The following is a 13,494-nucleotide window of genomic DNA, read 5'->3' as shown; positions in this document are numbered from 1 at the left end:
CCCCTCCTTCAGGAAACAGACTTCATGCCCACCGGCCTCGTAGCCCTGCTCGACGATGTCGCCGCGATCGCGCGGCTGGCGGCGGCGTCCGTCGACGATATCGCCGCCGCATCGATGAAGGCATCGTCCAAGGCGTTCGGGGTCGTGGTGGACGACGCTGCGGTCACGCCGAAATACGTTTCCGGCCTGACCCCGGCGCGCGAACTGCCGATCATCTGGCGGATCGCCAAGGGGTCGCTGCGCAACAAGCTGCTGTTCCTGCTGCCTGCGGCACTTCTGCTCAGCGCATTCCTGCCCTGGGCAATCACGCCGATCCTGATGCTCGGCGGCCTGTATCTCGCTTATGAGGGCGCAGAGAAGATCATCGGTGCGCTGCTCGGCCACGGCCATGCCGCCGCCGCCGAGGCCGAGACGAACGAAATGGCCGAGGAGATCGAGAATCGCAAGGTCGGCGGGGCGATCCGTACCGACCTGATCCTGTCGGCGGAGATCATGGCCATCGCTCTGTCCGAAGTGGCTGATCGGTCGATCGGCACGCAGGCGGCGGCGCTGATCGCAGTATCCTTGCTGATCACCGGCGGCGTTTACGGCGTGGTCGGGCTGATCGTGAAGATGGACGATATCGGGCTGCATCTCGCCCGGCGGCCGGGCGGCGTCCTGCCCGCGATCGGGCGCGGTCTGGTCAAGGGCATGCCGGTGGTGCTGGCGTTGCTGGCCAAGATCGGCACGGTCGCGATGCTGTGGGTCGGCGGCGGCATCCTGATCCACGGGCTGGAGGAATTCCATCTCGAAACCATCCCGCACGCGGCCGAGGCGGTGGGCGGCGCGATCGCCGGGCTGATGCCGTTCGCCCCCGGTTTCGGCGCGTGGCTCGGCTTCGCGGTCGCCTCCGCCTTGGTCGGGCTGGTGATCGGCGGAATGTTCGCGGTCGTCGTGCCGCCGGTCTCGCGCCTGTTCGGCAAGAAAGCTTGACCGGGCCGACGGCGCACCTTTTGCCTCGCGGAGGCTGCTCCATGCCGCCACCACACGGAGACTGACGATCTTTCACCTCATCTTTGCCGTGCCAAGCCTGCTCGTCATCGTGCGCTGGCTGTTGCCGCTGTCGCTGCCATTGTGGAGCAAGGGCGCGATCGCGGTGCTGCTGCTCTTCGTGTCGCAATATCATTTCTGGAGCCGGCTCTCGTCGGGATCGGTGTTCGCGCCCGAATTCCCGCGCTTCGTCGTCATCCTGTTCAACTGGGCGTTCGGCGTCATCGTATTGCTGGCCGTTCTGCAGATCCTGCTCGATCTCGGGACGCTGGCGACGATGCTGGTGCGGCAGGGCGCGGTCGGAGTGCCAGACGCGGTGCGATATGCGATCGCAGCCGGCGCGGCGCTGCTGGCGGCGATCGCCGTCGCGAACGCATTGCGCGTACCGCCGGTGAAGGACATTCAGGTCGCGATCCGCGATCTGCCGCCGGAATTCGACGGCTACCGGTTGCTCCAACTGACCGATCTGCACATCAGCCGGCTGTTTCCAGCGACATGGGCGAGGGCGATGGTCGATCGCGCCAATGCATCCGGCGTCGACCTGATCGTCGTAACGGGGGATTTCATCGACGGCTCGGTGGCGATGCGCCGCGAGGACGTCGCGCCACTGCGCGATCTGCATGCGCCGGACGGGGTCTATGCGATACCGGGCAATCACGAATATTTCTTCGATTACGCCGCCTGGATGCAGCACCTTTCCGGCATGGGCATCCGCATGCTGCCGAACGCGCATGCGATCCTGAAGCGCGGGGCCGCCCGGCTCGTCCTGGCCGGGGTCACGGACCTGTCCGCGCCGGCCCACGGGCAGGCCGGCCCGGACCTGGCGGCGGCCCTCGCCGATGCGCCGAACGACGTGCCCGTCCTCCTGCTCGATCACCAGCCGCGCAACGCCCGGCGGGCGGCCGCGCGCGGCGTCGCGCTCCAGCTATCGGGCCATACGCATGGCGGCATGATCGTCGGGCTGGACCGGCTGGTCGCGAACGGCAATGGCGGGTTCGTGTCGGGGCGTTACGAGGTCGATGGCATGACGCTCTATGTCAGCAACGGCACGGCGCTATGGCCGGGCTTCGCGCTTCGCCTCGGGCGGCCATCGGAAATGACCCGGATCACGCTCCGCGCGGCCCGGTGACCGGTCGCCGACGATCCGTCAGCCGAACGTCTCGGTGAGTTCGACCACCTCGAAATCGAACCGCTCCCATCCGCGCTGCCGCGCCGCCTCTCTGGTGGCCTCCTTCTTGCCTGACGCCTCCTTGAGCGACTTGGCGTGCCCCCAGAACACCTCGGTCTTGCCGCCGCCCAGATGCGCCACGATCCGCCAGTAATGGGTGAACGGCGCCGAGGTCGGGCCGATCGTCTTCACATAGCCGTCGGCCATCGTCGCGGTCAGGAAACGGTTCTTCTTCGCCATGGCCCCGGGTGATAGCGGGCCTGCAACGGCATGGCTCGCACGATGTGCGCATTCGCCGTCACCGCCAGCGTCAGGATTGTTGCATCTCATAGCGTTTGGCGCGATACTCCGCGCAACGATAGACGAGGGGATTCCATGGCAGACGATCCACGCGAGATCATCGATCGGGAGCCGATGTCGCGCTTCCAGTGGGTCGTCGTCGCGATCATGGTCGGGCTGAACGCGCTCGACGGGTTCGATGTGCTGTCGATCAGCTTCGCCTCGCCCGGCATCGTCAAGGATTGGGGCATCGATCGCGCGGCTTTGGGCCTGGTCCTGTCGATGGAATTGATCGGCATGGCGGTCGGATCGATCGTGCTCGGCGGCGTGGCGGATCGGTTCGGGCGGCGGCGCACGATCCTCGGCTGCCTCGTCGTGATGGCGGCGGGCATGTTCGCGGCCTCCACCGCGCATGACGTGGTGACCCTGTCTGTGTGGCGCGTCCTCACCGGCCTCGGCATCGGCGGCATGCTCGCCACGACCAACGCGGCGGTCTCCGAGGCCTCGAACATCGCGCGACGCAATCTGGCGGTGGTGATCATGGCGGCGGGCTATCCGCTCGGCGCGATCGTCGGCGGGTCGATCTCGTCCGCTTTGCTCCGGCATTTCGACTGGCCGGTGGTGTTTCAGTTCGGCGGGATCGCCACCTTGTGCTTCATTCCGATCGTGCTGTGGCGCGCGCCGGAATCGATCGCGTTCGAATTGCAGCGTCGTCGCCCCGGCACGCTGGCCGCCGTCAATCGCACGCTGGCGCGGATGGGGCATCGCACCGTCGATGCGCTGCCGCCGGAAAAGGCCGCCGGCGCCGCGATGCCGCTCGCCGCTTTGTTCTCGCCGGCCTTGGTGCGCATCACGCTGTTGATCACATTGGCCTACACCGCGCAGCTGATGACCTTCTATTTCCTGCTGAAATGGATCCCCAAAATCGTCGTCGATATGGGCTTCGCGCCCAGCTCCGCCGGTAGCATCCTGGTGTTCGCCAATTGCGGCGGGCTGGTCGGATCGTTGCTGCTCGGGCTGCTGACCGCGAAGATCAAGGTGCGCACGCTGACGATCGCGACGATGGCGGTGTCGGCGATCATGGTGGCATGGTTCGGGCGCGGGCAGGGCAGTTATGGCGAACTGGCGTGGATCGCGGCGATCACCGGCTTCTTCACCAATGGCGGGATCGTCGGACTGTATGCGTTGCTCGCGTGGTCCTTCCCGACCGACGTGCGCGCGACCGCGACCGGTTTCGCGATCGGCGTCGGGCGCGGGGGATCGGCCTTGGCCCCGGCATTGGCCGGGTTCCTGTTCGCCGCCGGGTACGGCCTGCAGACGGTGGCGATCCTGATGGCATCGGGATCGGTGATAGCCTTGCTTGCGCTGCTGGCTTTGGGCAACAGGGGCGAAGCGACATAGGCCAGGGTCGCGCGAGGAGACGATGACCATGGCGACAATGCCGCAGGATCCGCCCGACGACAGCGTCGAGCTGGGCGCGCTGAGCGAGTTCGCCGGTTATCATCTGCGTCGCGCATCCAGCGTGTTCGCCGCCGATTTCGCCCGCGCGCTGGACGGAACGGGCATGCGGCAGGTGCTGTTCGGCATTCTTTCGGTGGTCGCGGCCAACCCGAACATCAACCAAGGCGCGGTGGGCCGTGCGCTGGGCATCCAGCGCGCCAATATGGTCGCTCTGATCAACGAACTGGTCGATCGGGCGCTGATCGAACGCCGCGCGTCGAAGGACGATCGTCGCGCCTTCGCTTTGTGCCTCAGCTCGGAAGGGCAGGCCATGCTGGACGAATGCCTCGCGCGCATCCGCGTGCATGAGGAGGAGATGTTGCTGGGTCTGGGCGTTGCCGATCGCGCGCGGCTGATCGCGTTGCTGCTGCGGATCGAGGCGAAGGAACGCGGTTAAAGCAGGATGAGGTTATCTTGGCCCGTTCGTGCTGAGTAGAGACTGAGTAGCCGAAGGCGTATCGAGGGCTCGTATCGAAGTACCGTTGGGCGGCGTACGCCGGTCCTTCGATACGCGCCTTCGACAAGCTCAGTCGCTACTCAGGACGAACGGGTTCGTTTGAAATCATCGCGCTCCAAAACGCCGGCGATGCGCGTTACGCGTCGCCGGCCAGGATCAACGCGTCGAGCGCGACTGCACCCTGGCCCTGTGGGTAGACGACCACCGGATTGAGATCGATCTCGCGGATCGCGGGCGAGCCGCGCAGCAGGCGGCCGATCGCGGTGACGATGTCGGCGACCGCGCCCACATCCAGCGCAGGCGAGCCGCGCCAGCCATCGAGCAACGCGCCGCTCTTCAGCGCGCGCAATTCGGCGATGATCGCGTCGCGCGTCAGGTCGGGCGGGAGCAGGCGCACGTCCTGCAGGATTTCCGCCTGTACCCCGCCGAAGCCGGCCAGGATCACCGGGCCCCAATCGGGATCGTTGCGCGCGCCGACGATCAGTTCGACGCCACGCGCGCCCATCGCCTCGACCAGGACGCCGTCGAGCGCGACGTCGGGCGCATGGGCACGGACATTGGCGTAAAGCCGTGCCCAGCCGTCGGCCAGCGCCGCATCGTCGGCGAGGTTCAGGATCACGCCGCCGGCATCGCTCTTGTGCGACAGCGCCTGCGCCTGCGCCTTGATCACCACCGGATAGCCGATCCGCGCGGCGATCGCCTTCGCTTCGTCCGGCGTCGCGGCGAAATCACCCTTGGGGAAAGGGATGCCGAGCGGGGCGAGCAGCGCCTTGGCGCGATATTCGGCGATCACACCGCCATGCGGCAGCGTCGCGGCGGCTGGCGCATCTTCGGCGGCGGTGTAATCGCGCGCATTGGTGGCGGCGATCCGGGCGAGCGCGCGGAAGGCGCGGTCGGGCGAGGGGAAATACGGTACGCCCAGCGCACGAAGCCCGGCGAGATAGGCGGCCGGTACCGGTGCGCCGTCATCCAGTCCGGCGAAGATCACGGGCTTTTCCGGCTTCAACGCCTCGACCGCGGCGATGATCGGTTCGAACTTCAGCCGGGCCGTCGCCTCGTCGGTCTGGATGATGCCGAGGACGATGCTGCCGAACGCCGGATCGGCCAGCAGCGGCTGCATCGTGCGCCGATACAGATCCGGATCGACCAGAGCCTGCGCGGTCAGGTCCATCGGATTGCTGACCGGAATGAAATCCGGCATCGTCGCACGCAACGCTGCCTCGGTTTCGGCCGAGGGCGCGGGCAAAGGGAGGTTTAGCGTCTCGCACAGATCGAGCGTCAGCGCCTTGAACGCACCGGATTCGGTCAGCACCGCCGTGCCGCCGGTGGGGACCGGGCCACAGCGGATCGCGATGTCGATCACGTCGCCCAATTCCTCCAGGCTATCGACCAGGATCACGCCGGCCCGCTCCACCTTGGTGCGCATCACCTGATAATCGCCCGCCATCGCGCCGGTATGCGTGGCGGCGGATTCGCGCGCGGCGCTGCTGCGGCCGGGGTGGAGCAGGACGATCGGCTTGCCGATGGCGCGGGCGCGGGCCGCGAGCGCGAGGAAGCGCGCGGGCTTGCGGAATTGTTCGACGATCATCGCGATCGCCCGAGTATCGGGATCGTCGAGCAGATATTCGACATAATCCTCGACCCCGCTCGCCGCCTCGTTCCCGGTCGAGACCGAAATCGAGATGCCGAGGTGCTTGGCCATCAACGTGGTGCCGAGCACGACCGCCATCGCGCCCGATTGCGACACGATGCCGACCCCCGGCCGTCCATCGAGCAGGATCGGCGGCGTCTCGACGAAGGTCAGCGGGATGCCGTGGACGTAATTCGTCATGCCCAGGCAGTTCGGGCCTTCGATGATCATGCCGGTCTCGTCGGCGATGCGCGCGACGTCGCGTTGCGCCGCCATCCCCTCTTCGCCGCCCTCGGCAAAGCCGGCCGAGAAGATCACCGCCGCGCCCACGCCGCGCGCGGCCAGTGCCCGTACCGAATTCAGCACCGCGCCCCCCGGAATCGCCAGCACCGCCGCGTCCACACCCTCGGGCAGGTCGGCGACGGAGCGCAGGCACGCACGGCCGGCGATCTCGTCGCGCTTCGGGTTGATCAGGAAGATGTCGCCGGTGAAACCGTGCCGTTCGAGGTTCGCCAGCACCTGATTGCCGAGCGCCCCGGGCTTGTCCGATGCGCCGAGGATCGCGACCGAGCGGGGGCGGAGCAGGCGGTCCAGCGAACGGGTTTCAGGTTCAATATTCGTCACATCGGTCTCCGATTAGGCGAGCCCGCGCTCATGCCCCTAACCGTCATGCCGGACTTGTTCCGGCATCCACCGGGCCGCAAATTCGAACGATCGAGGTCGGGGCGCGGTGGACCCCGGAACACGTCCGGGGTGACGGCGGGAGCAGGGGGGGTGGGCCTCAGGCCTTCTGCTTCGACGTGTCGTAGGCGCCGAGGCCGGGCTTGAAGGTCTTGTCGTCGATGAACTGCTTGATGCCTTCCTTGCGACCTTCATTGTCGTAGGAATTGGCCGCCTCCTGCGCGCGGATCAAATAGTCCTCGGCGTCGTCATAGCTCAGCACACCAACCCGCCGCACCGCATCCTTGGTCGCCTTCAGCGCCACCGGGTTCTTCTTGAGCAGCACGTTGGCAACTTCGGTGACGCGCGTCTTGAGCTGGTCGAGCGGCAGCGCCTCGTTGACGAGACCCCATTCGGCGGCGGTCTTGCCGTCGACATTCTCGCCCATCATCGCGTGATACATCGCCTTGCGGAACGGCAGCAATTCGGTCGCCACCTTGGTCGCGCCGCCACCGGGCAGGATGCCCCAGTTGATTTCCGACAGGCCGAACTGAGCGTCCTCCGCCGCGAAGGCGAGATCGCAGGCGAATAGTGGGCCGTATCCGCCACCGAAGCACCAGCCGTTGACCATCGCGATCGTCGGCTTCTGATACCAGCGCAGGCGGCGCCACCAGCCATAGCTCTCGCGCTGTGCCTGCCGCGACGCGCCGAGACCCTTGGCCTCGGTCTCGCGGAAATATTCCTTCAGGTCCATGCCGGCGGACCAGGCACTGCCCTCGCCCGAGAGTACCAACACGCCAACATCGGCGCGGAATTCAAGCGCGTCGAGCACCTCCATCATGTCGCGGTTCAGCGTGGGCGACATGCAGTTGCGCTTGTCGGGGCGGTTGAAGCGCACCCAGGCGATGCGATCGATCACGTCATAGGCGACGGTGCCGTTGCTGCTCAATTCGGTCATGGGATGTCCTCGTCTCGAAATAAGGGAATGATGATCAGATCGGATAATGGCCGGGCAGCGTCTCGATCGTGATCCAGCGCAGTTCGGTGAAGCTGTCGATCCCGGCCTTGCCGCCGAAGCGCCCGTAGCCGGAGGATTTCACGCCGCCGAACGGCATCTGCGCCTCGTCATGCACGGTCGGGCCGTTGACGTGGCAGATGCCGGATTTGATCGCCTTGGCGACGCGCAGGCCGCGCGCGGTGTCGCGGGTGAAGATTGCGGCGGACAGGCCGTATTCGGTATCGTTGGCGAGCGCGATGGCATGCGCTTCGTCCCGGGCGCGGGCGATGCCGACCACTGGGCCGAAGCTTTCGTCGCGGAACAGCGTCATCTCGGGCGTGACCTTGTCGATCACATGCGCGGGCATCAGCACGCCGTCCGACGCGCCGCCGTTCAACTGCACCGCGCCATGCGCCAGCGCATCCGCGACCAGCGATTGGACATGCGCGACCGTCTTGGCATCGACCACCGCGCCGAGCGGCGTTTTGCCCTCGCGCGGATCCCCGACCGGCATCGTCGCGACCTTCGCGGCGAACTTCTCGGCAAAGGCATCGGCCACGCTGTCGACTACGATGATCCGCTCGGTCGACATGCAGATCTGGCCCTGGTTCATGAACGCGCCGAACGCCGCCGCCTTTACCGCTTCGTCCAGATCGGCGTCGTCCAAGACGATCAGCGGTGCCTTGCCGCCGAGTTCGAGCAATACCGGTTTCAGATGCTCCGCCGCACGTTTGGCGATGATCTTCCCGACATGCGTGGAGCCGGTGAAGTTGATGCGCTTCACCGCCGGATGATCGATCAGCGCGCCGACGATCTCGCCGGCATCCTCGGGCGCGTTGGTGATGAGGTTGACGATGCCGTCGCCCATGCCTGCTTCGACGAACGCATCGACGATAAGCGCATGCGTGCGCGGACATTGCTCGCTCGCCTTGAGCACCACCGTATTGCCGCAGGCGAGCGGCATCGCGATCGCGCGGACGCCCAGAATGATCGGCGCGTTCCACGGCGCGATACCGACCATCACGCCGACCGGCTCGCGCAGCGCCATCGCGATGCAGCCCGGCTTGTCGGACGGGATCACCTCGCCCTGGATCTGCGTCGTCATCGCCGCCGCTTCGCGCACGATCCCGGCGGCGAGCATCAGGTTGAAGCCGGCCCAGCCCTGCGTCGCGCCGATCTCCGCCATCATCGCCTCGATGAATTGCGGCGCGCGCGCTTCGAGCGCCGCGGCCGCCTTGGTCAGGATCGCGCGGCGGGCATTGGGGCCAAGCACCGACCAGGCCGGGAAAGCGGCGGCGGCGGCATCGCAGGCCGCCTCCGCATCGGCCACGGTCGCCGCCGGAGCGGTGGACGCGACCGCCCCGGTCATCGGGTTCAGACGATCGAACGTCGCGGATGCGCGCGGCGCGTCCGAAGAAATCGCGGTTGCCATGACACTCCCTCCTAATTGCTATAATATATAGCTTGTTCTTCGGGGCGTGCAAATGTTTTCGCGAGGCACGGTGGCACCCGTCGAGACGTCCGGATCACGATCGGTGCTTACGCCTCGGCAACTGCCTTCTGCGCGGCGATTTTGCGCGCGATGATCTGCCGGGCGCGCACGCCGCCCTGATCGATATTGTACGCCGTCAGCTTGAGATCGGGATTGGCGAGGATCGCCTCCTGCTGCGCTTCCAGCACTTCGACATCCTCGGCGAACACACCGCCCTGCGCGCGCTTGAACCGTGCGGTGAAACCGCCATCGTCCACGTCGAAGCTGCGCGCCATGCCCCAGAAATAGTGCATGCTCGTTGCGCTCTCCGGGGTCATCGAATCGATCACGAACCCGCGCACGCCGCCGCACGTCGCGCTGTCATGCGCCTCGACCGTCGCGCCGCCCGCAACCGGTGCCACGCCGACATCGATGATCACCGAAGACGGCGCGATGAACTCGCAGATCTGCCAGCGATCGACCGGCCCGTCCTGCTTCAGCGCTCCCCGCCAGAATGGCGGCGCATCGACGCCCGGCATCCACCGCGTGACGAAAACCCGCTCGCCATCGACTCGCGTATCGATCGGCGCATGCATCAGTTCGGGCTGGCCGATCGACCCGGAATGGACATGCGTCTCGTGCGTCAGGTCCATCAGATTGTCGATCATCAGCCGGTAATCGCAGCCGACATGATTGTAACCGCCATCGAACGTCCAGCCGTCCGCCGAACAGGGCCAAAGGTCCGGGATCAGCGCCGGATCGGCCAACGCCTTCTCGCCGACCCACACCCAGACGAAGCGGTGCCGCTCGGCCACGACATACGTCTCCACGCAGATGCGCGGGTTGGCCGCGTCGCTCTTCAGCGGCATCTCCTCGGCCACGCCGTCGCGCGACAGTTTCAGGCCGTGATAGCGGCAGCGGATCGAATCGCCCTCGCGGATGCCCATCGACAGCGGCAGCATGCGATGCGGGCAGGCATCGCGCATCGCCACCACCGACCGGTCGAGCGTGCGATAGAACATCATCGGCACACCGCAGATCGTGCGCGCGAGCGGTGCGGAATCGATCTCCGAATCCCAGCCGGCGACATACCAGGCATTGCGGATGAAGGTGTCGGTGGTCATGCGAAATCCCGTTGTTTGGCCGGCGCTTCGCCTCGGGCGAGCGCGGCGAGTTTGTCCTCCAGCGTGGCGGGCGTGGCGATAGCCAGCGCCCCGATCGCCCGTTGCCGCACCACCGTGCCGCGCGTCATCGCGCTTCCGGTGCCCAGCGCGTCGAGCGTCTTGACCACTTCCTCCATCTCCGCCGCACGACGCAGACCGTGCGCCATCATCCGTTCGAGATTGTAATCGGCGCGGTCGTGCCAATCCGGCGGGGGCGGACTGGCGTCGAGCGAGGCGAGCACCTCGTCCAGCACGCCCGCGCGATCGGCGGCGATCACGCATTCGGCGGTCAGCGATTCCAGCCCCTTGACCATCACCGATCGGATCATCTTGATCGACGAGGCGCGGCCGACATCGCCCGGCACCACCCGGACCTTGCCGAACCCAGCCGCGACAAGCGCCGCCGCACCCGCTTCGGCATGCGGCCCCGACACCAGCAGAGGCACGTCGCGGCCGGCCGGATGCACCGGTGCCATCACCGCCACGTCGACATAGCGTCCGCCGGCGGTCTCGATCGCAACCTGCGCGGCCCGCTTGGTGTCGGGTGCGACGCTGTTGAGGTCGCAGTACAGCGCATCCGGCATGATTTCGCCCGCCGTTTCGCGCGCGGCGGCCAGCGCCTGATCGGCGGTGACGACCGACAGGATCAGTGCGGCGCCCCGCACGGCGGCGGCATTGCTGGCCGCGACGGTGATGCCATGGCGGAGACACGCCTCGGCCTTGTCCGCGCGATCATAGGCGATGGCGGCAATCCCGATGCCGTTCGCGAATGCCGCACCGGCCTCTCCAAAACCGATGAACGCCAGAGCTGGATTGCTATACGCCATAACACCAGCCTGCGCCGTAGCGCGCGCCGCCGCCAATCCAATCGACCGTGGCTCCATTGAATTTCCGGAAGTGCGCTTCGGGCGTCAGGCCAGCGCTCCCGAGATGTGCAGCAGGATTCCGGCCGCCGACGCACCGCCCAACGTGGCGAAGATACCGATCTTCAGGCGGAACATCGCGACGATCGCGGCAGCGGAGATCGCCAGCGCCCAGGGATCGACGCTGGTGACCAGCGGCATATCGAAACGCACCAGCCCCACCGCGAAGGGCGTCACCTGCCGAAAGATCGTATGGATCGCGAACCACACCGCCAGGTTCAGCACAACGCCGACGACCGCCGCCGTGATCGCCGACAACGCGCCCGACAGCGCCGCATTGCCGCGCATCCGCTCGATGAAGGGCGCCCCCAGGAAGATCCACAGGAAGCAGGGCACGAACGTCACCCAGGTCGCGAGCAAGCCGCCGAGCGTTCCCGCCATCAACGGCGAAAGCGTGCCGGGATCACGATAGGCACCCATGAAGCCGACGAATTGCAGCACCATGATCAGCGGCCCCGGCGTGGTCTCGGCCATGCCCAGCCCGTCGAGCATCTCGCGTGGTTGCAGCCAGCCATAATTCTCCACCGCCTGCTGCGCGACATAGGCGAGCACGGCATAGGCACCGCCGAATGTCACCATCGCCATCTTCGAAAAGAAGATCGCGATCTGCGTGAACACATCGTCGGGGCCGAGGATCGCTAACAACGCGGCGACCGGTGCCAGCCACAGCGCCAGCCAGATCACGGCATCGCGCACCGTCTGGCGCACTGTCGGGTTGGCGTGGGCGGGCAGTTCCTCGCCGAGCAACGTGTCGGCATCGGCCACGACCGTGCCGCCGCTTGCGCCATGTCCTCCGCCCAAACGAAAGGCTGCCATGCCTGCGCGGCCGCCGAAGAAGCCAATCAGACCGGCACCCAGCACGATGACCGGGAAGGGAATGCCAAGGAAGAAGATCAGCACGAATGCCGCCGCCGCCATTCCGCGCACCACCATGTTCTTGAGCGCGCGACCGCCGATCCGCACCACCGCCTGCAGCACCACGGCGAGCACCGCGCATTTCAACCCGAAGAACAGGGCCGAGACGATGCCGACGCGGCCGTACAGCGCGTAGATCCAGCTCAGCGCCATGATCGAGACCGCGCCGGGAAGCACGAACAGCGCGCCTGCTACAATGCCGCCGCGCGTCTTATGCATCAGCCAGCCGACATAGGTCGCCAGTTGCTGCGCTTCGGGGCCGGGCAGCAGCATGCAATAGTTGAGCGCGTGCAGAAACCGATGCTCGCCGATCCAGCGTTTCTCGTCGACCAGGATGCGGTGCATCACCGCGATCTGCCCGGCGGGGCCGCCGAACGACAAGGCGGCGATGCGCAGCCAGACCCAGAACGCCTCTCGCAGAGTCACCGGGCCGGGGCGCGACGCCCCGATGGCTGGCGCGGTCATGCCGAAGCCTTTGCGCGCGAAATGTGCGACACCCAGTCGTGCGTTTCGCCGCGTGCATCGCGGCACCAGCGGTACAGCGCGTCGTAGACGAGCATGCCGGCATCGAGCTGGGCGAGATCGTCTGCATGCAGCCGTGACAGGCCGAGCGAGATGGCGAGCAGCCCCGCCGCTTCGGGCACGATATCCAGTCGGTCGGTGTCCGCGCCGCGCACGATCGTCGCCAGATGGGCGAGCGGCTCGATGCCGCTCAGGCCGAACGCCTCGATCATCACGTCGAAGGTGCATTTCTCGTCCCGATGGCTCCAGAACACGCCCGGCGCGTCCACATCGAACGGATCGCCGCCAAGCTTTTGTGCGACGGCCAGCACGTCGGCGGGGGGCACGAACAGGAAGCGGGCTTCGGGATCGACGAAGCGTCGGATCAGCCACGGGCAGGCGATGCGATCGACCTTGGGCCTGGCCCGCGTCACCCATGTCGTCCGGCCATCCGCGCCGGGCGGCGGCAGATGGGTGGTATCGAGCAATGGCAGGTTCGCCGCCGCCCAAGCCGCATGGCCGCCCGCCAGCGCTTCGGCCGAGACGCCTTCCGCGCGCAGCCATGCCGCGATGCCCTGTGCGGTGGATCCATCCGTATCGATCACGACGACGCTCCGCCCGACCAACGACCCCGACCATTCGGCGATCGCGCCGGGGGCATGGGGCCGCGCGCCGGGAATCCGGCTCGTCCCCCGGTCCTCGCGCACGTCGATCAGGATGGGCGTTGCCGGCCCGCCGATCAAACGGGCGAGTTTATCCGGACCTATTGCGTTGGGAGCAGGCATAAAGCGTCCTTCGACG

At 67.0% G+C, this 13,494-nt stretch carries 12 protein-coding genes; 4 read left to right on the top strand and 8 right to left on the bottom strand.

The window, feature by feature from the left end; translation table 11 throughout:
- Positions 1 to 24: 24 nt before the first annotated feature.
- Together U1738_RS09160 and U1738_RS09155 are read left to right on the top strand one after the other, a co-directional pair.
- Positions 25 to 972, top strand: coding sequence for a DUF808 domain-containing protein (locus U1738_RS09160; protein WP_332788741.1), 948 nt, complete (start codon positions 25 to 27; stop codon positions 970 to 972).
- Between the two features lie 88 nt (positions 973 to 1,060).
- Positions 1,061 to 2,158, top strand: a complete 1,098-nt coding sequence (locus U1738_RS09155; RefSeq protein WP_332788740.1) for a metallophosphoesterase — start codon at positions 1,061 to 1,063, stop codon at positions 2,156 to 2,158.
- An 18-nt stretch (positions 2,159 to 2,176) separates the two neighbouring features.
- On the opposite strand, the gene U1738_RS09150 is transcribed toward U1738_RS09155, so the two are convergent.
- On the bottom strand, positions 2,177 to 2,437 hold the full coding sequence (locus U1738_RS09150) for a hypothetical protein (protein WP_332788739.1): 261 nt from the start codon (positions 2,435 to 2,437) through the stop codon (positions 2,177 to 2,179).
- 135 nt (positions 2,438 to 2,572) lie between these two features.
- Between U1738_RS09150 and U1738_RS09145 the strand changes: the two genes are divergently transcribed.
- Positions 2,573 to 3,877 carry an MFS transporter gene (locus U1738_RS09145; RefSeq protein WP_332788738.1) on the top strand — a complete coding sequence of 435 codons (1,305 nt, stop codon included), beginning with the start codon at positions 2,573 to 2,575 and terminating at the stop codon, positions 3,875 to 3,877.
- A gap of 22 nt (positions 3,878 to 3,899) precedes the next feature.
- Entirely contained in the window at positions 3,900 to 4,373 is a 474-nt protein-coding gene (locus tag U1738_RS09140) for a MarR family winged helix-turn-helix transcriptional regulator (RefSeq protein ID WP_332788737.1), read from the top strand.
- A gap of 196 nt (positions 4,374 to 4,569) precedes the next feature.
- On the opposite strand, the gene U1738_RS09135 is transcribed toward U1738_RS09140, so the two are convergent.
- From U1738_RS09135 to U1738_RS09105, 7 genes are all read right to left on the bottom strand, one after another.
- Positions 4,570 to 6,687, bottom strand: coding sequence for an acetate--CoA ligase family protein (locus U1738_RS09135; RefSeq protein ID WP_332788736.1), 2,118 nt, complete (start codon positions 6,685 to 6,687; stop codon positions 4,570 to 4,572).
- Between the two features lie 157 nt (positions 6,688 to 6,844).
- On the bottom strand, positions 6,845 to 7,681 hold the full coding sequence (locus U1738_RS09130) for a p-hydroxycinnamoyl CoA hydratase/lyase (protein WP_332788735.1): 837 nt from the start codon (positions 7,679 to 7,681) through the stop codon (positions 6,845 to 6,847).
- Positions 7,682 to 7,715: 34 nt separating this feature from the next.
- Positions 7,716 to 9,152, bottom strand: coding sequence for an aldehyde dehydrogenase (locus U1738_RS09125; protein WP_332788734.1), 1,437 nt, complete (start codon positions 9,150 to 9,152; stop codon positions 7,716 to 7,718).
- 107 nt (positions 9,153 to 9,259) lie between these two features.
- Positions 9,260 to 10,315 carry a Rieske 2Fe-2S domain-containing protein gene (locus tag U1738_RS09120; RefSeq protein WP_332788733.1) on the bottom strand — a complete coding sequence of 352 codons (1,056 nt, stop codon included), beginning with the start codon at positions 10,313 to 10,315 and terminating at the stop codon, positions 9,260 to 9,262.
- Positions 10,312 to 11,181, bottom strand: a complete 870-nt coding sequence (locus tag U1738_RS09115; RefSeq protein WP_332788732.1) for an NAD(P)-dependent oxidoreductase — start codon at positions 11,179 to 11,181, stop codon at positions 10,312 to 10,314. Before U1738_RS09115 ends, U1738_RS09120 begins: the two co-directional genes overlap by 4 nt.
- Positions 11,182 to 11,265: 84 nt before the next feature.
- A complete protein-coding gene (gene chrA / locus U1738_RS09110) occupies positions 11,266 to 12,657 on the bottom strand; it encodes a chromate efflux transporter (RefSeq protein WP_332788731.1) in 1,392 nt (463 codons plus the stop codon).
- A complete protein-coding gene (locus U1738_RS09105) occupies positions 12,654 to 13,478 on the bottom strand; it encodes a chromate resistance protein ChrB domain-containing protein (protein ID WP_332788730.1) in 825 nt (274 codons plus the stop codon). The genes chrA and U1738_RS09105 overlap by 4 nt, the downstream gene beginning before the upstream one ends.
- Positions 13,479 to 13,494: the final 16 nt, after the last annotated feature.

Source organism: Parasphingomonas caseinilytica, assembly GCF_036663755.1.
Lineage (GTDB): Bacteria > Pseudomonadota > Alphaproteobacteria > Sphingomonadales > Sphingomonadaceae > Sphingomonas.
The sequence above is the reverse complement of the archived record's forward strand: the minus strand, read 5'-3'. Positions and strand labels throughout refer to the sequence as shown.